At 57.8% G+C, this 21,090-nt stretch carries 19 protein-coding genes and 1 riboswitch; of the genes, 5 read left to right on the top strand and 14 right to left on the bottom strand.

Annotated elements, in window-relative coordinates; all coding sequences use genetic code 11:
• Position 1: 1 nt before the first annotated feature.
• Complete coding sequence (locus ACLBWT_RS21275) at positions 2 to 844, top strand: aldo/keto reductase (RefSeq protein WP_447665121.1); 843 nt, start codon at positions 2 to 4, stop codon at positions 842 to 844.
• A 547-nt stretch (positions 845 to 1,391) separates the two neighbouring features.
• Here the strand turns inward: ACLBWT_RS21275 and ACLBWT_RS21280 are convergent.
• From ACLBWT_RS21280 to ACLBWT_RS21300, 5 genes are read right to left on the bottom strand one after another with little or no spacing between them, the layout of a single operon-like run.
• A complete protein-coding gene (locus ACLBWT_RS21280; protein WP_447665122.1) occupies positions 1,392 to 2,582 on the bottom strand; it encodes an acetyl-CoA C-acetyltransferase in 1,191 nt (396 codons plus the stop codon).
• Positions 2,583 to 3,242: a 3-oxoacid CoA-transferase subunit B gene (locus ACLBWT_RS21285; protein ID WP_447665123.1), complete on the bottom strand. Its 660-nt coding sequence runs from the start codon at positions 3,240 to 3,242 to the stop codon at positions 2,583 to 2,585. It lies immediately after the preceding gene.
• Positions 3,243 to 3,255: 13 nt separating this feature from the next.
• Positions 3,256 to 3,951 carry a CoA transferase subunit A gene (locus tag ACLBWT_RS21290; protein ID WP_447665124.1) on the bottom strand — a complete coding sequence of 232 codons (696 nt, stop codon included), beginning with the start codon at positions 3,949 to 3,951 and terminating at the stop codon, positions 3,256 to 3,258.
• A gap of 44 nt (positions 3,952 to 3,995) precedes the next feature.
• Complete coding sequence (locus ACLBWT_RS21295; protein WP_447665125.1) at positions 3,996 to 4,787, bottom strand: 3-hydroxybutyrate dehydrogenase; 792 nt, start codon at positions 4,785 to 4,787, stop codon at positions 3,996 to 3,998.
• 22 nt (positions 4,788 to 4,809) lie between these two features.
• Positions 4,810 to 6,192 carry a GntP family permease gene (locus ACLBWT_RS21300; RefSeq protein ID WP_447665126.1) on the bottom strand — a complete coding sequence of 461 codons (1,383 nt, stop codon included), beginning with the start codon at positions 6,190 to 6,192 and terminating at the stop codon, positions 4,810 to 4,812.
• 138 nt (positions 6,193 to 6,330) lie between these two features.
• On the opposite strand from ACLBWT_RS21300, the gene ACLBWT_RS21305 reads away from it, so the two are divergent.
• Positions 6,331 to 7,239 (top strand): LysR family transcriptional regulator, encoded by a 909-nt coding sequence (locus ACLBWT_RS21305; protein ID WP_447665127.1) that lies wholly within the window; start codon positions 6,331 to 6,333, stop codon positions 7,237 to 7,239.
• A 91-nt stretch (positions 7,240 to 7,330) separates the two neighbouring features.
• Here ACLBWT_RS21305 and ACLBWT_RS21310 read toward each other — a convergent pair whose 3' ends face one another.
• The 5 genes from ACLBWT_RS21310 to ACLBWT_RS21330 form a co-directional block, all read right to left on the bottom strand.
• Positions 7,331 to 7,564, bottom strand: coding sequence for a DoxX family protein (locus ACLBWT_RS21310; protein ID WP_447665141.1), 234 nt, complete (start codon positions 7,562 to 7,564; stop codon positions 7,331 to 7,333).
• 424 nt (positions 7,565 to 7,988) lie between these two features.
• Positions 7,989 to 9,521, bottom strand: coding sequence for a carboxypeptidase M32 (locus ACLBWT_RS21315; RefSeq protein ID WP_447665128.1), 1,533 nt, complete (start codon positions 9,519 to 9,521; stop codon positions 7,989 to 7,991).
• A gap of 70 nt (positions 9,522 to 9,591) precedes the next feature.
• Positions 9,592 to 10,110 (bottom strand): MmyB family transcriptional regulator, encoded by a 519-nt coding sequence (locus ACLBWT_RS21320; RefSeq protein ID WP_447665129.1) that lies wholly within the window; start codon positions 10,108 to 10,110, stop codon positions 9,592 to 9,594.
• Positions 10,103 to 11,095 (bottom strand): hypothetical protein, encoded by a 993-nt coding sequence (locus ACLBWT_RS21325; RefSeq protein ID WP_447665130.1) that lies wholly within the window; start codon positions 11,093 to 11,095, stop codon positions 10,103 to 10,105. Before ACLBWT_RS21325 ends, ACLBWT_RS21320 begins: the two co-directional genes overlap by 8 nt.
• 90 nt (positions 11,096 to 11,185) lie before the next feature.
• Positions 11,186 to 12,598 (bottom strand): GNAT family N-acetyltransferase, encoded by a 1,413-nt coding sequence (locus ACLBWT_RS21330; protein WP_447665131.1) that lies wholly within the window; start codon positions 12,596 to 12,598, stop codon positions 11,186 to 11,188.
• 245 nt (positions 12,599 to 12,843) lie between these two features.
• Between ACLBWT_RS21330 and ACLBWT_RS21335 the strand changes: the two genes are divergently transcribed.
• Positions 12,844 to 13,113 carry a hypothetical protein gene (locus tag ACLBWT_RS21335; RefSeq protein ID WP_447665132.1) on the top strand — a complete coding sequence of 90 codons (270 nt, stop codon included), beginning with the start codon at positions 12,844 to 12,846 and terminating at the stop codon, positions 13,111 to 13,113.
• Between the two features lie 174 nt (positions 13,114 to 13,287).
• Here the strand turns inward: ACLBWT_RS21335 and ACLBWT_RS21340 are convergent, their stop codons facing one another.
• The 4 genes from ACLBWT_RS21340 to ACLBWT_RS21355 all read right to left on the bottom strand — a co-directional run bounded on the left by ACLBWT_RS21340 (position 13,288) and on the right by ACLBWT_RS21355 (position 18,532).
• Positions 13,288 to 15,189, bottom strand: a complete 1,902-nt coding sequence (locus ACLBWT_RS21340) for an S-layer homology domain-containing protein (RefSeq protein ID WP_447665133.1) — start codon at positions 15,187 to 15,189, stop codon at positions 13,288 to 13,290.
• A gap of 325 nt (positions 15,190 to 15,514) precedes the next feature.
• The gene (locus ACLBWT_RS21345) at positions 15,515 to 16,429 is read right to left on the bottom strand and encodes a class I SAM-dependent methyltransferase (RefSeq protein WP_447665134.1); all 915 of its coding nucleotides are present in this window, start codon (positions 16,427 to 16,429) and stop codon (positions 15,515 to 15,517) included.
• 137 nt (positions 16,430 to 16,566) lie between these two features.
• Positions 16,567 to 17,580: a GtrA family protein gene (locus tag ACLBWT_RS21350; RefSeq protein ID WP_447665135.1), complete on the bottom strand. Its 1,014-nt coding sequence runs from the start codon at positions 17,578 to 17,580 to the stop codon at positions 16,567 to 16,569.
• A gap of 16 nt (positions 17,581 to 17,596) precedes the next feature.
• The gene (locus tag ACLBWT_RS21355) at positions 17,597 to 18,532 is read right to left on the bottom strand and encodes a phosphodiester glycosidase family protein (protein ID WP_447665136.1); all 936 of its coding nucleotides are present in this window, start codon (positions 18,530 to 18,532) and stop codon (positions 17,597 to 17,599) included.
• Positions 18,533 to 18,676: 144 nt separating this feature from the next.
• A riboswitch (ZMP/ZTP riboswitch) is annotated at positions 18,677 to 18,758 on the top strand.
• A 60-nt stretch (positions 18,759 to 18,818) separates the two neighbouring features.
• On the opposite strand from ACLBWT_RS21355, the gene ACLBWT_RS21360 reads away from it, so the two are divergent.
• Positions 18,819 to 19,670 (top strand): bifunctional 5,10-methylenetetrahydrofolate dehydrogenase/5,10-methenyltetrahydrofolate cyclohydrolase, encoded by an 852-nt coding sequence (locus ACLBWT_RS21360; RefSeq protein ID WP_447665137.1) that lies wholly within the window; start codon positions 18,819 to 18,821, stop codon positions 19,668 to 19,670.
• Positions 19,671 to 19,699: 29 nt separating this feature from the next.
• A complete protein-coding gene (locus ACLBWT_RS21365; protein ID WP_447665138.1) occupies positions 19,700 to 20,596 on the top strand; it encodes a ChbG/HpnK family deacetylase in 897 nt (298 codons plus the stop codon).
• Positions 20,597 to 21,090 lie beyond the last annotated feature (494 nt).

Below are 21,090 nucleotides of genomic sequence, written 5' to 3' on the forward strand. Positions count from 1 at the left end.
CATGGCAACCCTTCCTGATGGGACGTCTTTGCCCAGAATCGGTCAAGGTACGTGGTATATGGGGGATGATCCGTCCAAAAAAAATGAAGAGCTTCGCACGTTAAGACGCGGTGTGGAGCTTGGATTGAACCTGATCGATTCGGCTGAAATGTATGGAGACGGCAGATCGGAGTCCTTGGTTGGAGAAGCGATCGAAGGGATACGAGATCAAGTGTTTCTGGTATCCAAAGTGTATCCGCACAACGCGGGACTGAATCGCATCGCCGGCAGCTGCGAACAAAGCTTGAAGCGGTTAAAGACGGACCGCCTCGACCTTTATCTTCTTCACTGGAGAGGAAGCATTCCTCTAAGCGAAACGGTAGAAGCGATGGAGCAGTTGGTCGAAGCGGGGAAAATTTTGCGATGGGGCGTCTCGAACCTGGACACGGAAGATATGAAGGAACTGTTCGACGCGGCGCGAGGGACGCATTGCATGGTCGATCAGGTGCTGTATCATCTCGGTTCCCGCGGCGTAGAATACGACCTGCTTCCTTGGCTGAGAGAGCGAAAAATCCCGATGATGGCCTACAGTCCGCTCGCCCAGGCGGGCACTTTGCGAAGAGGGTTGGTTGAGCATCCAGCGGTTAAGGAGATTGCCGATCGACATGGCGTGAAGCCGCTTCAGATTCTCTTGGCTTGGTGTATTAGAAGCGGTGACGTGATTGCCATTCCTAAGGCGTCGACAGCAGCGCATGTCGAAGAGAATGCTGAGGCGGAACGTATTAAGCTTACCGAGGAAGACTTGGGGATGTTGGATGAGGCGTTCCCCAAGCCGACTAGAAAGGTTCAGCTCGACATTATTTAAGAAAGCCAGAAAGCCTTCACATGAAAGTTCCCGCAGGTTAGACTTGTTTGATGGATTCCCGAATTTCAAACCGCTGCTTTTCCGTCCGTTTCGACAACTGCAGCACATCTCTCCATGTTCTCTCTTATCGTACATGCGGCACGATGAGCGGAGGAGCAGCGGCTTTTCTTTATTCCAGGGATTATCGATATATCTTGGTTTATGGCCGAATTGATTCCACTTCGGTTTCGCCAGCTCCTCCGACACAGAAAAGATAGTACGTATCTTCCCCTCGGCCACTCGTTCCTATATCTCTCAACCGAAAGACCCGTGGCGTCCTCCTGCATGTCTAGGGAAAATAGCTCGCTATCAACGACTAGGTAACTTGTTCAAGGGACAGAAAATAAACGCTTTGGATAATCATGCCATTGTACTCGGGATCGTCAGGCAGAACGATTTCTCCCGTCAAACCCCTTATTTAGGAACTTGGGGACAATGCTTGGTCGGCTAGGCCAGGAAAGCCAGGAACGGAAGCGCCGAACCCCGGCACTTCCGGAGATCCAGACGTTCACACCGTTTCCACGATCATCGAGAGGCCTTGTCCGCCGCCGATGCAAAGCGCCGCCAGACCGAGCCCGCCGCCGCGGCGGGAGAGCTCGTGCAGGAGCGTCACGAGAATGCGGGAGCCGCTGGCGCCGATCGGATGCCCGAGAGCGACCGCGCCGCCGTTGACGTTGAGCCGCTCCTGCGGCACGCCGAGCTCGCGGCTGACGGCGAGCGCCTGCACGGCGAACGCCTCGTTGAGCTCGAAAAGGTCGATGTCCGCGATGGTGAGCCCGGTCGGGGCCAGCAGCCGGCGCGTCGAGTCAATCGGGCCCAGCCCCATGAACGCAGGATCGAGAGCGGCGCTCGCGTAGCCGCGGATGCGGGCGAGGGGTTTCAGGCCGAGCTCATCTGCCCTGGTGCCCGACATGACGACGAGCGCCGCTGCGCCATCGTTGAGGCCGGAGGCGTTGCCGGCTGTAACGGTACCGTCCCGGCGGAATGCCGGGCACAGCCGGCCGAGCGAATCGGCGGTCGTGCCTGCGCGCGGATGCTCGTCAGTCGAGAACGGCAGCGGCTCGCCTTTGCTGCGTGCCGCTGGCACCGGGACGATCTCGTCCGCAAAGCGGCCGGACGAGAGAGCCTGCTCTGCCTTCTGCTGGCTCCATGCGGCGAACTCATCCTGCTCGGCGCGGCTGATTCCATAGCGTTCGGCGATGTTTTCCGCCGTCTCTCCCATGTGCACGTCGCACATGGCGCACCACAGGCCGTCGCGGATCATGGAGTCGACCAGCGGAGCGTCTCCGAACCGCAGGCCGGCACGGGCGCCGGGCAGCACGTACGGAGCCAGGCTCATGTTCTCCATGCCGCCCGCCACGACGATATCCGCATCGCCCAGCATCACCGACTGGGCAGCCATGACGACGGCCTTCAGGCCGGAGCCGCAGACCTTGTTGACCGTAACGGCAGGTGTCGCAGAAGTGAAGCCTGCTTTCAGCCAGGCTTGCCGCGCCGGATTCTGGCCCAGTCCAGCCTGCAGGACGTTGCCCATGATCACCTCGTCGACATGATGAGGGTCGATGCCTGCGCGGCCGAGCGCCTCCCGGATGACGATGGAGCCCAGCTCGGGAGCCGGCATGCCGGACAGCGAGCCTTGGAAGCTGCCGATTGCCGTGCGTACGGCGCTTACGATCACCGCTTCGTTTGTCCTGCTCATTCAGCAAGCCGCTCCCTGTCCGAACTCTATTGCGGACTTGAAGTCCGCCTCCGTGCTCGCGCGCACATCCTCGATCGTCACGCCCGGCTGCAGCTCGCGCAGCACCATGCCGTCCGGAGTGAAGTCGAATACAGCCAGCTCCGTGATGAGGCGGTCAACGACCCGCTGGCCGGTCAGTGGCAGCGTGCAGGCGCTTTTGACCTTGGATTCGCCGTGCTTGTTCGTATGCTCCATAATGACGACGACCCGCTGCGCGCCGCTGACCAGATCCATAGCGCCGCCCATGCCCTTGACCATCTTGTCCGGGATCATCCAGTTCGCGAGGTCTCCGTTCTCCGACACCTCCATGCCGCCCAGGATGGCCAGTCCGACATGTCCGCCGCGGATCATCGCGAACGACTCGGCGCTGTCGAAGTACGATGCTCCCGCGGCCGCGGTGATCGTCTCCTTGCCTGCATTGATGAGATCCGGATCCTCCTTGCCCGCCTCCGGGTAGGGGCCGATGCCCAGCAGTCCGTTCTCCGAATGCAGCAGCACGTTCATGGTGTCCGGTATATAGTTAGCAACCATCGTCGGCAAGCCGATGCCCAGGTTGACGACCATTCCAGCTTGGATTTCTTGCACCGCGCGCATGACGATAACGCTGCGATTGTCTTTCATTCGGATCTCCTCCTTAGATGCTTCGAACGGTCAGCCGCTCGATCCGTTTCTGATAGCCGGCCCCCTGGACGACCCGCTGCACGTAGATGCCGGGCGTATGGATCTCGTCCGGATCCAGCGAGCCGGCGGGGACGATCTCTTCTGCTTCTGCAATGGCGACCCGGCCCGCGGTCGCCGCGATCGGATTGAAGTTGCGGGACGTTTTGCGGAACACGAGGTTGCCCAGCGTATCCGCCTTCCAGGCTTTGACGAGGGCGAAATCGCCCTGAATGGCTTTTTCAAGCAGATAAGTCTTGCCGTCGAAATCCTTGAGCTCCTTGCCCTCTGCGACGACGGTGCCCACGCCGGTGCGGGTGTAGAAGCCGGGAATGCCCGCCCCTCCGGCGCGGATGCGCTCCGCCAGCGTGCCTTGGGGGACGAGCTCGACCTCCAGCTCGCCGCTCAGGTATTGGCGCTCGAACGTCTTGTTTTCTCCGACATAGGAAGAAATCATTTTCTTGATCTGCTTGGCGGCGAGCAGCAGCCCGAGGCCCCAGTCATCCACGCCGCAGTTGTTGCTGACGACGGTGAGGTCGCGCGTTCCCTGCAAGACGAGGGCCCCGATCAGATTTTCCGGAATGCCGCATAATCCGAAGCCGCCGACGATCAGCGTCGAGCCGTCGCGGATGTCGCGAACGGCCTCCGCCATTGAATTCACTACCTTGCTCATCTGGTTTCTCTCCTTCTTGCAAGCATCTCTCTGTCAAGGGATTGTTACTGGGCGGTGTAGCCTCCGTCGATCAGCAGCGAGGCGCCGGTGACGCCGCGCATTTTATCCCCGGCGATGAGCGCCGCGAACTCCGCGATCTCACCGACGGACAGCAGACGCTTTTGCGGGATAAGCGGATAGAGGATCTCCTCCAGCACGCTCTCCAGCGGCACCCCCCGAGTCCGAGCCAAGTCCTCCATCTGTCCCCGCACGAGCGGCGTATCCACATAGCCTGGGCATAGGGCGTTGACGGTGATGTTGTGGGCGGCGCCTTCCAGCGCCGAGACCTTGGTCAAGCCGATCAGGCCGTGCTTGGCGCTGTTGTAGGCGGCCTTGCCCGCGAAACCGATGACGCCGTTGATGGAGGCCATGTTGATGATCCGGCCGTACTGCTGGCGCTTCATGATCGGGAAGGCGTGCTTGATGCCGATGAAGGCTCCTGTCAGCATGACCTTGAGCATGAACTCGAATTTCTCGACAGGGAACTCCTCGATGGGGGCGACATGCTGCAGGCCGGCGTTGTTGACGAGAATGTCCAGCCGGCCGTAATCAGACTCCGCGCGTCCGATGGCCGCCGCATACTGGCTCTCATCCGTCACGTCGCAGGCCATGCCGACAGGCTCGCCCCCCTCTTCATGCCGAAGCGATGCGGCCGCCGCTGCCGCCGCGTCTCCCCGGACATCGGTCAAGACGACGGTAGCTCCTTCGCGGGTCAGAGTCCGGGCGATCTCCAACCCGATCCCGCTGGCCGCGCCCGTGACGAGCGCGACCCTTCCTTCCAATGTCGATGACTTCATCGTGGTTGCCCTCCTATTTGGATTACAGGAAAATAGACAGCACGGCCGCGATAGCGAATACCGTCAGCGTCTTGATGATCGTAATGGCGAAAATGTCCTTGTACGATTGGCGATGGGTCAGGCCCGTGATCGCCAGCAGCGTGATGACGGCGCCATTGTGCGGGAGCGTATCCATGCCGCCGGACGCCATGGATGCGATCCGGTGGAGGAGCTCCGGGCTGATGCCCGCGGCTTGGGCGGCGGAGAGGTACGTTTTGCTCATGACCTCGAGCGCGATGGACAGCCCCCCGGATGCGGAGCCGGTTATGCCTGCGAGCAGGTTGACGGAGACGGTCTCGGACAGCAGCGGCGCGCCGTTCATGCTGTGGATCCAATCTTGGATCGCCTTGAATCCTGGAAGCGTCTTCACGACATTGCCGAAGCCGACCTCGGAGGCGGTATTGAAGATGGCGAGCAGCGCGCCCATCGCTCCGGCGGTCAGGCCGGCGGCAAGCTTGCCCTGGACCTGGCGGACGTTGATGCAGAGCGCCGCGATGATGCCGATCGACAGGGCGATGATCAGCGCCCAGATCGACGAAACGGTCTTGACGTTCGCGATGTTGAACGATTTGAGGAGCTCTTCTCCGTACCAGGTGTTGACGGTCAGAGCGCCTCGGCTGAGCAGGAAGTTGAACACGAGCACGAGCGCGAGCGGCAGGACGGACAGCCAGATGTTGGGATAGCTCGCTTCTCCGGCACTCTCCGGCTCGTTCTTGTGGTTCTCGCCGTAGCCTTCGCCCGCGAGCTCCGCTTGCCGGCGCCGCCGCTCCAGCCAGTAGAGGCCGGCAACGAAGATAATGGCTCCGCCGACAATTCCCGTGATCGGAGCGGCGTAGGAATCGGTGCCGAAATAAGCAGTGGGAATAATGTTCTGGATCTGAGGGGTGCCGGGAAGAGCGTCCATCGTGAAAGTGAAGGCGCCAAGAGCGATCGTTCCGGGTATGAGCCGCTTGGGGATATTGCCTTCCCGGAAGATGGCGGCTGCGAACGGATAGACCGCGAACGCGACGACAAACAGCGAGACGCCGCCGTACGTCAGTACGGCGCAGGCGAGGACAACCGCCAGGATGGCCCGCTTGGCTCCGAGCGACCTCACGATTACTTGGGCGATCGACGAGGCGGCTCCGCTGAGCTCCATCACCTTGCCGAATATCGCGCCAAGCAGGAAAATGGGGAAATACGTCTTGATGTAGTTCGCCGCGTTGACCATATACACCTCGGTGTAGCTGGGCATGAGCGCCTTGCCCGAGATCAGGACGGCGAGCAAGGTGAAGATTGGCGCGAACACGATGACCGGGAAGCCCCGATAAGCGAAATACATGAGCAAGCCAAGCGCAAGAACGATTGCTGTAACCTCAAGAAACATACTCGTGTCCCCTCCGCCTCCGGTTTGATAAAACGCTTTCATGAATGGCAACATCAGTTTACAACTCGCGGGAGGGAAGGTAAAATTCAGAGATCGAATCCTTATCATTCCAATTTCCTATGGATCGGGGCTATTCCGATGGAAATCAGACATCTTCACTACTTGCTTGAGATCGCCAAGCAGCAGAATATAACGAAAGCCGCGGAAGCGCTTCATTTGACCCAGCCTACCTTGAGCAAGATCGTCAAAGCGATGGAGGATGAGCTGGGCGTTCCGCTGTTCGACCGCTCGAGCAAGCAGCTTCGGCTTACCGACGCGGGCACCGCCGCCATCAAGCGGGTGCCGTCGGTGCTGCGCGCCGTCCAGGATGTGCGCACCGCGATCGACGATGTCGCCCGGCTCAAGGTCGGCAGCATCTCGATCGGCTTGCCTCCCGTGATCGGCTCGGTCTTTTTTCCGCGCGTCGTGTCGCCGTTCCAGCAGCTGTATCCGGACGTCTCGTTCCAGATGGCTGAAGAGGGGGCGAAGAAAATCGAAGCGATGCTGATGGGGGGCGACCTGGACATCGGCGTCGTCGTCGGTCCGGTGGACGAGGAGGCGTTCCACGCCATCCCGTTCATCCGGCAGCGGCTCGCGCTCGCCGTGCACGAATCGCATCCGCTCGCGGACCGCTCGTCTGTGTCGATGGGCGACTTGGAGCAGGAGGCGTTCATCTTGTTCGCCTATGGCTTCGCCGTCCGCCAGCATGTCCTGCGCGCGTGCCAGGCTGCCGGCTATGAGCCGCGCATCGTCCACTCCAGCTCCCAGTGGGACCTGATGGCGGAAATGGTCGGGGCGGGAGCCGGCATCACAATCTTGCCCGATCCGATCTGCAGCAAGATCTCCGATCCGCGCATCCGCATCATCGGGCTGGACGATCCGGTCATTCCTTGGGATTTGGATGTCATCTGGCCCAGGGACAAGTACGTCTCCCACTCCGTCCGTATGTTCATTCAGTTCATTACTTCGCTGAGGGACGGCACCTCGTGCCCTGTCCTTCCTATCTGAGGATAGGATGCCAGCGGCTGCAGGGGCCTTTCCTCTCAGCCTTTCGTTCCTCCTGAGATATTTCCTCAGCTGCCACTCAGAGCTCATCCATTCATTCCCCTAATATCCCCAGACTCCGCGGCCTAGGGCTACAAATAAAAGCAGCGCGAGGAAAACCAGGTTTACGCCAATTTCTTTGAATTCTTTGCGCTTGCGCTTGGAATATGGCCCCGAATAGAACAATAGCGCCAAGCCCGCTGGCGGCTAGGGGCGTTAGGAAGGATGCGATATTCGTCGCTTGAGGCAGAATCAATCCAAGCACTCCAAGCAGTTCGGCGATACCGATAAAGAAAACGGATCCTCTCGAAACGTCCTTGACCCAAGGCCAGGACGATTATGCTTTTTCATACGGGGATGCCTTCATCCAACCGGAGAAAATAAATCCTGCTGCCAATAATCCTTGTACAATCCATAACGTAACATTCATGATGGGGCAGCTCCTTTATTTGTACTTTCACAGCTCCTAGGACTATGTATTGTAGGCTGGTTTATTTGGAGTAGGCACTTGAAATAGACCTGGGATGCAAAAGCAGTAGGGTTCAGCTTGCAACCGAACAAGGCATGCAGAGCCTTGCGGGAATAATCGCCGCAGCTCTGTTTTTCAATGCAGACATAACAAAGAAAGATGGAGGAATCCCTCAAGATCCTCCATCTTTCATCTTTCCTTGTCGAAGCAATATGCCGCTGCTTGCCGTGCGGCTGCGCCTGAGCTAGAGACCGTAGATGCGGCTGTACTTCTCTTCCAGGTAGTCCACCAGATAGTCGGCCTTCAGATCTTCGCCTGTGACCTGGCGGATAAGCTGCTCCGGCGTATAGAGCTTGCCGTGACGATGAATCTTATCCTTCAGCCATTCCTGGATGCCTTCGAAGCGGCCGGCTTCGATGTCGGCATAGAAGTCGGGCTTCTCGCGCAGAATCGTATTCAGCAGCTGGGCTGCGTACAAGTTCCCGAGGGAGTAGGAAGGGAAGTAGCCGAAGCCGCCAAAGGACCAGTGGACATCCTGCAGGACGCCTTCCGTATCGTTGGCAGGCGTAATGCCGAGGTATTCCTGCATCTTCTCGTTCCAGATCGCCGGCAGCTCCGCCACCTCGATGTCTCCGTTGATCAGCGCCTTCTCGATCTCATACCGGATCATGATATGAAGGTTGTACGTCAGCTCATCCGCTTCCACTCGGATCATCGTAGGCTGCACGCTGTTGATCGCCCGGTAGAAGTCATGCTGGCTGACGTCTTCCAGCTGCTTCGGGAAGTGCTCCTGGAGCTTGGGATAGAAATACGTCCAGAACGACTCGCTGCGGCCGATCATATTTTCCAGGAAGCGGGACTGCGACTCGTGGATGCCGAAGGATGCTCCGCTGGACAGAGCGGTTTCTTTGAAGCGTGGATCGATGTTCTGCTCATAAATGCCATGTCCTGCCTCGTGAATCGTCCCGAATACCGCAGAACGCACATTATTCTTGAGATATCGGGTCGTAATTCGGACATCCCCGGTGTTTATGGACAGGGCGAACGGATGAACCGTCTCGTCCAGCCGTCCCGCGTTCATATCGAAGCCGAGGATCGGAAGGAAGTAGTGATTGAATTTTTTCTGCTGATCAACCTCGAATGCTTGCTCGAAGACGGCTGTCGAAGGCTTATTGCCGGAGCTGTTGATCCTCTCCAGCAAGCCCACGCTGCTCTCTCTCAGCTTGGCGAACAACGGATCCAGTACCGCCACGCTTAAACCCGGCTCGAATTCATGCAGGAGCGCGTCATAAGGATGCTGATCATAGCCGAAAATTTCAGCCATCTTGCGGTTATAGTCAACGATCTTCTCCAAATAAGGCTGGAAGAGGGAGAAGTCGCTCGTCTCTCTGGCTTCTTCCCAGGCATCGTTGGCTTTGGAGGTGAGGACGACATAATCGCGGTACATTTCTTCGGGGATTTTCTTGAAGCGCTCATATTCCTCGGTGCGATCCCGAATCTGCGCCTGCGTGATTTCGTCCAGTTCAGCCTTTACCTCAGGAGCAGAGAGGATGCGGAGCAGAGAGCCCATCTCTTCCGATACGGATAATTTGAACTGTTCCGTTCTGAACGTCCCGATTGCTTTGGCGAACAAGTCTCTCCCTTTCTTGGGAGCGGTCACCTTCTGATCCCATCCGACCAGACTCGAAATCATGCCTAGATGAGCGATCTTCTCTTCCAATGCTTTATACTGGTCGACAGCTGTCCGAATGTTTGGATCGAGGGATTTCAGTTCCATGCAAAAGCCTCCCATTAGAAACGATTGTTGTTGCCCTCACAAAAAAGACTGGTCAGTCTATTTTATTTAATCACTTTTTTTTCCTGTCATCAAGTGAATTTATGAACAGAAATATCCAGGAGATTTCCGCGGCAGCGGAAGAGGTGCCGGCGAGCTCCATCCACCAAGGATCGCCGGCGAACTTTCCGCAGCTGGCGCGAAAATGAGCGAGACGGTGCCGGGCATGAGCTTCCCAGTTGTCTTGAAGCAATTGCCTTACATAAGGCGAAGTAAACGTCCGCCATACCGTATTTCGTTCGCGCGCCGACATCTTCTCGTAATTCCCGTAAATGAGGCTTGCAGCCCTGTTCCATGCCACCATATTCAGCCGTTGATCCGTAATACAGGCCGGACTTGGTCCCTGCAGTGAAGGCTGGTTGAGGCATTTTATCGAAAAAGCAACTAAACGCTTGCGGTGAATGGAGAACTTCCGAATGCATGAATCGGGATCATTCCAAAATGCGGAGAAGGTCTCTCCGGAATCCGGCTCCAGCATCAAGAACCCGCGTCCGGCGCGGGTTCTTGATGTCTGCGGTTCCTCGTTAATCAATCGTCGCCACTTTCCACTCGCCTTGTTTATTCTTGAGCAGCGAGATGAGGCCGCTGCCCATCGTCAGGTAACCGTTGGAGTGAATGGCCTGATAAGTGAAGGCGTAATCGATCCTCTTTGTATCCGCGGGCTGCCCTTCGTAGGATAGGAAGTCGAAGCGGTATTGAATATCGGCGTACAAAAGAAAATCGAAGGCTTCCGCCGTCTGCGGAGAATATAGGGAGGAGCTGAAAAGCTTACGGTCTCCCGTTGCCCAGCCGTTCAGGAAATCCATGACGGCATCTGTCATCTGCTCGGTTCCCTTGCCGCTCAGCTGGGGGCGTGTGACGTATACACCGGGCTTGGGCAGCTTTTTCTTTTCCAGAAATTGAGCGTTCTCAAGCATCTTCGTGAATATCGGGAGCATCCGCTCCCGATATTCTATCGCCGTCCGAATCTCTGCGGTATAAGGCTTGCCATGCGCCGTGAAGGCAAAATAATCGACGGACGTTTCCCGGTCGCGGACCGTTCCCTTATATTCCTTGTACTTAATCCATAACGGATCCTGTTCGGAGGTCTTTAAGGCCATGGAACCAGAGCGAAAGAGCAGATGGTTCCGATGATCCGAGGTTCCCCACGCCTTTCCCTTTCCTTCCTCGAACTCCTCAAGCGCAACCGGAACGAACACGGCAATCGGAGTGAGGGAATCGCTGAGCAGCTTGGTCTGCGTTTCCTGCCCGTCCACCATGAAGCTTCGGCCCGAACCGTCATAATCAGGCATGATTCCATCCGGGAACAGCGACTCGGAGGCGGCAGGCGCATCTGGAGAAGGGCCTGGTGCAGTTGGTCGGGGAGATGCTGCTCCTGCAGGCGGCGAGGCCGCAAGCTGCACCGTGGATTCCGAAGCGGGCTGGCGGCTGCGCGGCGCTTCTTGATCGGCACCGCAGCCTGCGGCGAGCACTAGCGTCAGGAGCGAAGCTGCGGCGTAGTTGACGTTCCGATTCATCCTAGGATCACCTCATCCATCAGACGTCGGGAATTTGAAAATGGTTACTGTTTTCCAGAGAGAGTTTGCTGCTTCCCCTGCACGGAATGATCATGGCTGGAATCTCCATTCCCGCACCACTTCGCGCTCATCCCGGCTCACCTCTGCAAAGCCGAGAGAAGCATAAAGGCCGGATGCCCGCATGTTGTCGGGCCGATGACCGAGCTTGATCGTGCCGCCCAATTGCTTCTCCTCGATATATCGCATGAGCTCTTTCATTCCGGAGCGTCCAAGCCCTCTTCCTTGGAACTTGCGATCCAGCATAAAAGCCATGATCCAGCAGCTTCCGTCAGAGGGATCGATAGCGTACACCGCGAATCCCGCGAGTTGTTCATCCGTGTACATCGCGAGAGGAGTGAACCCGCAATAGGCGGACTCAGCGAGCCAATAGACCGCAGGTACAGGAAATACGTCCTTCTGCTCGTCCGTGACTTCAAGCTGGGTGCAAGCGTACCAGTTATTTGGATCGATGGGTCGCAGTTCTACTGTCGGCCTCAAGCGGTACCGCAGCCGATCGCACGCCTTCAAGAGCTTGATCCGAAGCTGAAGAGCCCACTCGGGCGAGCGATGGATATCCATATTCTCCACGCTGCGGAGGAGACGTGCGAACGCATACAGGTCTGCAAACCTTTGAAAAAGAGGGAACGTCTGCACACAGCGTTCATCCAACGGTTTAATGGACCGATACCCGATTAGAAAATGCTCGATTTTCCGCTGGGCGCCGGCATCCTCTTGCTCCGCCAGATCGCTCAGGGCCGATGCTGCATCCATCCCGTACCAGTGGATCATGGCATCGTCAAAATCGATGACGGAAAAGCGGGATTCCTCTTCGTCATAAAAAATATTGTCCGTTTCGAAGTCATAATGAATCAAGCCCATATGTCTCTCTTCAGTCGGAAGCTTGGAGAGCTGTTCACGGATGCGTTCTAGCTCGTGCCGGGCCATTTCCTCCGAGGGATGCCGCTGCAATACGGAGGCGATGAAGTTTAGGGCGTCCATCCAGCTTTGTCGGGATTTCGACACGGCCGAATAAGACTCGGATAAAAGATGCAGCGAAGCAAGCGACCTTCCCCACTCTTCGGCATGCCGATCCGTCATGAGATCTAGCGGAATATGGTTTCCCTTGGCTTGTTCAAATACAACGCCGAAGTACGATCCATCTGCCGTCCGGATCGTTTCGATCCAGTTGCCGTATCGGGATAGGACAGGAGCGGCAGCCGGATAGCCGGACGATATCAGATACAGGATGAAATCAAGCTCTGCCCGAATATTCTCGAGACTGTTGTCCTCTTCATGGATATACCGTAGAAATTGCCGAACGCCGTTTCTTTCAGACAAGTAGACAAAATTGCTGCTTGCTCTCCAAAACGTCAGCGTGTTGGCATCATGCTCCCAGCATGAAATCAGTTGTTTGGCCGAGGAATCGTTTTCCGTTCCCCGTACCATGTTTTTTAGCGACATCATTTCCGGTTGCCTCCCATGGCCTAATGAGAGGTGTAAGGGTTACAAATAGCGACCTCTCACAGGTTCATTTGTATGTTCGTTCGTCTTCAACCACCATCACTCCTCAATCGTAGTAGGGATTTAATGTTTAGGTTTGGAGCGGATTAAATCTTTCCCTCGTAAAATATGGTTGAATATATTCCCAGTAGGATCAAGGGGTAATTTAGACTAAAGAGTTTTATACGAAGAGAGCCGGGGGCGGCTGTTTGCCGAGTGAATTCCGAGGGCACGAGCAGCATGGCCGGCAGATCGCCGCTGTCGATGCGGGGAGCGCCTATATCGCCTATTTGCTTGAAGATGGAATAATCGTACATGGTCGAAAAGAGCGAGAAGCAAGTGCCCAAGCCGGCCAATACAGAATCGATTCAAGACGAAATAAAATGATGCTGAAATCCGATCGTCTTGCTGCTATCGGTCAGGATGGCGGCGAAAAGAGCCACGAGGACAGCGTATCCTGCCGCGTACAGCATCGTTAAGTCCGAGCGCCCTCGGGATGTAGAGAGCCGAGGTTCCCTCCGGGAGATGGCCGAAGCCGGATAGAAGCGAGGCTTCAATCGTGCTTACGACCGGAAAGACCGAAAAGGACACCCTGCGAGGTGTCCCTTAGCGCTTTCATGCTGAATCTGGAGCCTGAAGCCCGGGCAGCGGGCCTACTCTCCCGCGAATCGCTCGAACGTTCTCTGGAAAATCTGAATCGACTGCTCCACCGTCAGATTGCCCATCGGGTTGAAGCGGTTCTGGCCGACGCCCTGCATCAGGCCGAGACCGACGGAGCGGTATACGTCCGCCTTCGCCCACGAGGCGATCGCCTCGTCATCTGCGAACGCGCCGGTTGGAGCGGCGGATCCCGGCGGCTTTCCGGCAACGCTTGCCAGCTTGCTCTCCAGCCGGGTCAGCAGGGCCGCGGCCTCCTGGCGGGTAATCTTCGCCAAGGGAGCGAACTCGGTCGGGGAGACGCCGCTGATCAGTCCGGCAGACACCGCCTTGGAGACGTTGGAGTCGCTCGTATCCTGAAACGGCTTCCGGTCTGCCGGAAGGCTGCTTCCCGTGGTGTTTTCATAAACCCCGACGAGCATGCGCACGAAATCTATGCGGCGGATCGGCGTCTGGTACTGCGTGTCCAGGGAATAGGGGATGAGACCGGCGCCCTTCGCCTTCGCATAGGCTTCCTTCGCCCAGCCGCTCGGGGTGTCGCCCGGCGCTGCCGGCCGCACGGTGACGTAGAGCGAGTTCTCCTGTCCCAAATAGTTGCTGTAGCGGATATAAGCAGCGCCCGCCTTCAAGCCGCGCAAGACGCCGGAGGAATCCACCGACGCGACGGACGGCTCGCTCGATTCCAGCTGTCCCGCCATTCCGCCTGCCACAGCGCCTTCCCCCGTTGAATAGAGGCGCAGCGGGACGCTCTCGCCCGGTGCAAGCGCGACCGCATCGCTGCCGAACCGTTTCATTTCCGTCATCCGGAAGAAGACGGTATCATATTCGATCGACGTTTCCGGACTGGCTTTGGAGCGGAGGCCGTCTATGCGCACGTGGAAGCGGTCGTCCTCTTTGAAGTCCGATATTCCGTCCGGACGGAAGATAATGCAGACCGGAATGCCGCCGTAACCGCCTTTGTCGACACGGAAGTATTCGCCGGACTTGTCCGTATCCGACTTGTCCAGCGTCCATTTCCGGCCGTCTTCTTGCCGGGTCACCGTTACGGTGATGGAGTCCGTGTCGTTTTTGTCGTACCGGTCCGTGTTCAGCGATACCGACCAGGCGTCCGAGGGCGAGAAGGCTTCGGACGGGAAATAACCTGCTGCCGGCCAGCCGATGAAATCATAATCGACGCTGCCAGCGGTCCTTCCTTTGTCAAAAACGTACATGGAGGAGTACGGCGACCCGTAACCGCCCGTCTCGACTGCCCGGACATAGCCGAACATCGTCCGGGTCATCGCCGGATTCAGGATCCATCTGCGGTGGCCGACCCGGTCGATATTGCTTGGATCGCTGTCCGACATGTAGCCGAGGACGCTGCTGTACAGCGTCGGGCTGCCCATATAGAGGTTGCTGCTGCTTGCTCCTGCATAACCCAGCTTGTACGGTCCCTCCTCCATCCCGGCCGGCTTGGCCGGAGAGTGGCTGAGCTGATCGTTCAGGGCGTTGATCAGCGATGCGCTCTGCTGCTGCCGATGCAGGGTCCAGTCCGGCTGCACGTCATCGGGGACTCCGGCCAAATAACGGACGAAATTCGTCGCCCGCACTCCGTCTTCGATATACTCGGCTTTTAATTTGCCTTCCTGGAAAGGAGCTGTCAGACTCGGCAATTGCTCGTAAATGTCGTTCCCGCTCATATAGGCAAAGGACCGCTTCATGGGCAGGTAGCTCTGCATCCATTTCTCGACGATCTCTTCCTTCGTTCTCGCGGCGGTTGTCTTCCCTATGCTGTCTGCGGCTTCGGCTGTCTGCGGCCATACGGCCAGCATGCCTGCGGCCAGGGCGCATGCGCAGAAGGCGGCCGTCGTCCTCGGCATCCATTCGCGAGGTTTCCAAGCGGTTTGATTGCGGTTCATTCGTTCCCACCCTCTTCACTCTATTCATCTGATGCCTTCTTCTCGTTATCGGCGGTAACGGGAATAATCGGTAGGCCGCAAGACGAGTGGAGGACGAAATGGAGGAAGAAGCCGATAGCCTGCAAATGAGAGCGGGCTGTCGGCTTCAAAAGAGGGCATGAATGCCGGTTGTTGCTGGCACAGGGAGAGACAGGAAAGATGCAGGAAGGATGCAGGAAGGATGCAGGAAAGATGCAGGAAAGATGCAGGAAAGATGCAGGCTCTCTTCAGGCCCTCTTCGGCCCTCTTCAGGCCCTCTTCAGGCCCTCTTCAGGCCCTCTTCAGGCTACCTCTTGACCGCCAAGCAATAGTTCACATGATCGAAGGCCGTAATCGGGTGCTCGGGCTGGCTCTCATTATAGGCGTGAAACAGCTGCTCGGTAATTTCCTCCGGATTCAGATGCTGATCAATCCGCAAACCCATCTCTTCGAGCATCCGCTCCAGCTCGGAGCAGGAGTAGCCTGCCTGCATCGGCTCGCCCGCACGCGCGGTCATCATGAGCTGCTTCTGCACCCGCTCGCCTGCCTGAGGAGTGAATGTCTGCTCATCAGGATAATCGAAGACGATGCCGCTGCCGGCCGGAAGCAGGGAAACGATGCCGGACAACAGCTGCCGGAAATCGTCTTTGGCGAGGTAATAGCTGATGCCCAGCAGGCTGCAGAAGCTGAGCCGATCGGGATTGAACCCGGCGCAGGCCAGCACATGTCTCTGCCAATCCGGCTCGCGGAGGTCGACGGCGATGTGATGAAGATTGGGAGGCCGGTCCATATGCAGGGCGGACACGCGTGCATGCTTGTCGGCGGCCGTAACGGGATGGTCGAGCTCGAAGATCTCGAGCTTGGAGGCCCATTCCGGCTGGCGATAGGCGAACGTATCGTAGCCTGCGGCGAAGATGAGGTACTGCCTGGCTCCAAGCGCGGCGGCCGCAGCCAGTGCCCGCTCGGCAAATGCCGCCCGGCCGAGCGGAGTGGGTGAAAGCTGATGGTCGACAACCTTGCGGAGGGCTTGCTCCTGCGTCCCTGAGAACCCGGGCTGGAAGAACGCGATCGCCTGCGACATGTTGCTGGAGATTCCGTCGTATTCTTCATCGGTCAGCAGCTGCCTGGCGATCCGGTCGTCGAAGATTTTGACCGGATTGTGCTCGGCGTGGTAGGCGCGCGAGAACGCGCTGACAAGTGCGGTCAAGCTTTTTGATTCCATGATCATCACCTCTATTCCGTTGTATCATCGGGACGTGGCGAAAAACAACACTTGACTTTATTGTATTTTTATGGTATAATTTATCAAATATTTTTACATAGTTCACTATTCTGTCATATTTGAGGCGATTTTATTGTTCAGTCATACACGAATCTCCGCTGCGACCAATAGCTGAAGAGGAACAGGGAGGCTTCCGTCATCAGCTTGGCCGCGACGAGCGGGATGCCGATGCTGGCATGGAAGAAGAGCATCAAGCCGTAGTTCAGCAAGACGATCACGATGACGAGCGAGAAGTACCGGGGCAGCGATTTTGTGATCGCGGCCTCTTTGCCATGGGGGAAAACCATGCGGCGATTCATCGTGTAATTGAAGATGGAGCTGCATATCCGCGCTCCGATGACCGACAGGAGCAAGCTGGACGTCAGCCATTGAAGCAGGAGCAGCAGCGAGAAGTCCAGGATCGCGGCGAACCCGGAGGACGCGCAGAACTTCAGGAATGGAAAATAGATCCGGGCGGAATCGGCGAGCGGACGAAAGTGGGAGGACTTGTTGTCTTCCAGATAGACCGTGTCGATCGGCACCTCGACCAGGCCATAACCGGCTTGGGGAGCATCAAGCAGCATGTTCATCTCGTATTCGAAGCGCTCGCCCGGCACTTCGCACAGCCAGTCCAGCATGTCGGAGGAATACCCGCGCAGGCCGGTCTGCGTATCCTGGACAGGCCTTCCTGTCGCGAGGGCATAAACCATTCGCGTCGCCGAATTTCCGAAGCGGCTCCGCATGGGAACCTTGCCGGTGAATTGCCGGCTGCCGAGCACGATATGGCGGCGATGCTCGCGGACGGCTTCCGTAATCCGTACAATATCTCCAGGCAGATGCTGCCCGTCGCTGTCGGCGCAGACGACGCCCTCGCCGCCGCCCTGCCGCCGCACATAGTCGAAGCCGGTCTTGAGCGCGCTGCCTTTGCCTTCGTTCGACCGATGCGTCAGCACGGTGCAGCCCGTTTTCTCCAAGGAATCGAAGATCGTCCGGTATTGCTCGCCGCTGCCGTCGTCCACGACCAGGATCGGGTCGGAACTGACTGCCTTCAGGCTGCCGACAAGGGCGAGAAGGCGCTCGTCAGGCTCGTATGAGGGAATAAGGATGGTCATATCGGTTGCCTCCTTGTCAGGACTGGGGAACATAGATAATGTCGCTCACGCCTCGCTCGTTGCCCTTGCCGAGAGGATTGTTCACGACCCGGCCCATGAAGTACATCGTGGACGATCCGCCTCCGTCGAGATTGTAGGCTTCGGTGGCGCCGAGCTTCTTGAACAAGTCCGCGAACTCGGTGAGAGTCATGCCGCGGCTGTAGCCGCTGCTCCTTCCGTCGACCACGACAAACACCAGATGGTTGGGAGCGATCATCCCGATTCCGGTCCGCGGATTGGAGTCTTGAATGGAACGGTTGCCGAAGTTGCTGTCGATGCGCACGCTGCTGAAGTCGCCTGCGACCTCGCCGTCCTTCACGAGAACCGGCCCGAAGGAGAACGTGTTCGTCGCTCCCTCGGCAAGCAGGTCGGCCGAGGAGGTCTGCTCCTCGTCATAGGTCTGCAGGGTGCCGTTGCCGAGCAGGGCCAGGCCGTCGCGCGCCGGCTCGTCCCGGTACAAGGTGCCGTTGCGGATGATCACTCCATCGCTGCGGAAGCCGTAATAGTCGCCGTTGATCGCCAGCACGGCGTTGTTCGCCGCGGCGATCGCCGACGTGTTTTCGGTAATGTTCGTGCCGAAGGTGTTTTTGGCCAGGGCGGTCAACACGTTCGGGGTGTCGGCAAATTTCACGTCCGCCACGAAGTAAGTGACGGCATCGGAACCGGAGCCGGTCTGGACTTTCTTGATGCTTATCGTCCGGTTCGCATCGGAGTAGTTCCAGTCATCCGACTGGACTTGCGCCGTGGAAGAAGCGGCCGTCGTCTGCCCGACGGCGGTGCTGTTCGGGGCGACGACGACTTCGGCATGCTCGATCAGATAGCGGTCTGCCAGACGGTACAGGATGGTGGAGAGGATGAGGAGGGACATCGCGATGATAGCAATGATTTTGGTTTTTTTGCGCCGGTGGAACATGGCCGATCACTCCTTCAAGAGGTTGTTGCCGTTATCTTAGATCCGCTACCTGTAATGAAACTTAAATGGGAGGACGCCAATCAGGCCAGCCGCAGAAAATGCATTTACAATCTTGCCTGATTTCAGTATCATCAAAAGTAAATTCCGACTGTGCGTGACTGGCGGAGCATGGGTCCAACCATGAGGGAGCGCACGGATACAGCAGCCGTACGCCTGGGCAGAGGTAAGGGGGATACCCCTTACCTCTTTGCGTTTTTAAGCGGACAAAAAAAGGAGAGCTGCAGAAATGACGGAGCAAACGCTGATATTGGATGGGGCCCGAGTGGCCGGGGAAATCAAGGAGCAGTTGGCCAAAAGAGTCGAGACTCTAGCCGGCAAAGGAGTCGTGCCGTGCCTGGTTACGATTCTGGTGGGAGACGACCCGGCTTCCGAGACCTATGTCCGGATGAAGGGCAATGCCTGCCGGAAGCTCGGCATGGAGTCCAAGAGGATCCATCTCGATTCGGAAACGACGACAGGGGAGCTTGTGGACGTGATCCGCGGATTGAACGAGGACCCTGCCGTTCACGGCATCCTGCTGCAGCATCCCGTGCCGGAGCAGATTGACGAGAGGGAGGCTTTCGAGGCCATCGCGATCGACAAGGATGTGGACGGGGTCACGGCGCTCGGCTTTGCGCAAAACGCCTTCGGCTACGCAGCCTATCCATCCTGCACGCCTGCCGCCATCGTCGCCATTCTCGACTATTACGGCCTTCCGATCGAGGGCAAGCATGCCGTCGTCGTGGGACGCAGCCCGATCCTTGGCAAGCCCGTGTCGCTCATGCTCCTGAACCGCAACGCGACCGTGACCGTCTGCCACTCCAAGACGCAGCGGCTGAACGAGATTGTCGGACTTGGCGATATCGTCGTGGCGGCCGTCGGCAAGCCGAAGTTCATTCAGGGAGAATGGATCAAGGAAGGCGCCGTCATTCTCGATGCCGGCTACAACGAAGGAAATGTCGGCGACGTCGACTACGAGGCCTGCGCCCTTAAAGCGAGCGCGATTACGCCGGTTCCCGCGGGCGTAGGTCCGGTCACGATCGCGATGCTGCTCAAGCATACGGTGGATGCGGCGGAGAAAGCCCTTTCCGCCCGCTGATTGAAGACGGGAGCGGGATGAAGCCTAGGATGGACTGGACGAGAGAGGACCGGCTGCTCATCGTGAATGCCGACGATTTTGGACTGACCCGAGGGACCAACGATGCCGTCATGGATCTGTTTGCCCGCAGCTCGATTACTTCGGCATCCCTCATGATGACAGGCGCTGCCGCCAAGGAAGCCGTTGGCTCCGCCAGCCCTAAGGCCCGGAGCCATACGGGCATCCATCTTACGCTGTCCAGCGGAGAGACGTCGCCTCAGGCTCCTTTATATCGAGGGAGGGCGCTGCGCAGCTTGGTCGATGAGGATGGATTTTTCCATGCCGACATCTCGCTTCTGGAACGGCAGGGCGATCCCGAGGAGGTCAGGCTCGAGTTGGAAGCCCAGATCCAGGGCGCCATACAGGGAGGCATCGATCCGACCCATCTGGACAGCCATGCCGGAAGCGTGCTTGGCCTCCATACGGGCAGGGATTTTCTGGAGCCTGTATTTGAGCTTTGCTGCCGATACGGGCTTCCTTTCAACCTTCCTTTGGGAATCGTGGAGCAGCCTTCTTTCAGCTCGGAGCAAAAGGAAAGATTTCAAAGGCGGATCGATTCGGCCCGGCGAAGAGGGATTGTCCTCATCGACGATATGGCGTCCCTGCCCTATTGTTCATCGGGCAGCTATGAAGAAGCCAAGCGGCAGCTGATTGAAATTCTAAGAGGCCTTAGGCCGGGAATCACGCAGCTGACGCTGCATCCTTCGCAGGTGAAGGAGGAGCTGAAGGCCGCGACAGCCTGCTTCCGCGAAAGGGAAATGGAGTACCGCCTCTTGATCGACCGCGACATCCGGCTGTTGTTGGAGACGGAGAAAATCAAGCTTCTGTCCTGGAGAGAGATCCGGGAGCTGCAGCGAGCGGGTTCGCGGGCTTGGCGAAGCCCGTGATTCTCTTTGAACGCAGCCTATTGCAACGGGGTGAAAGGGCATTGACCATTTGCCGCTCCGCTGACGGATGAGCAGGGAAGAGATGGCTTGATGCTCGCGGAACAGATTCTCGACAAGGATACGCAAGAGCTGAGCTTTTCAGGGAACGGTCGGCTTTTTTGGGGGCAAGCTATAGGGGAATGGAAAAGGGGCTGCCGAGTCTTGCTCGGCAGCCCTTAGAGTGCCGAAAAAGTGGTTATGGGTTGCAAATAAGGCCCAAATCGGTCCTTGGAGCGAAGCGAGAGTGGTCATGGGTAGCAAATAAGGCCCGATTTGGGCCTTGGAGCGAAGCGAAAGTGGTCATGGGTTGCAAATAAGGCCCGAATCGGTCCTTGGAGCGAAGCGAAAGTGGTCATGGTTTGCAAATAAGGCCCGAATCGGGCCTTGGAGCGAAGCGAGAGTGGTCATGGGTTGCAAATAAGGCCCGAATTGGGCCTTGGAGCAAAGCGAGAGTG

This window comes from Paenibacillus sp. D51F (assembly GCF_053345695.1).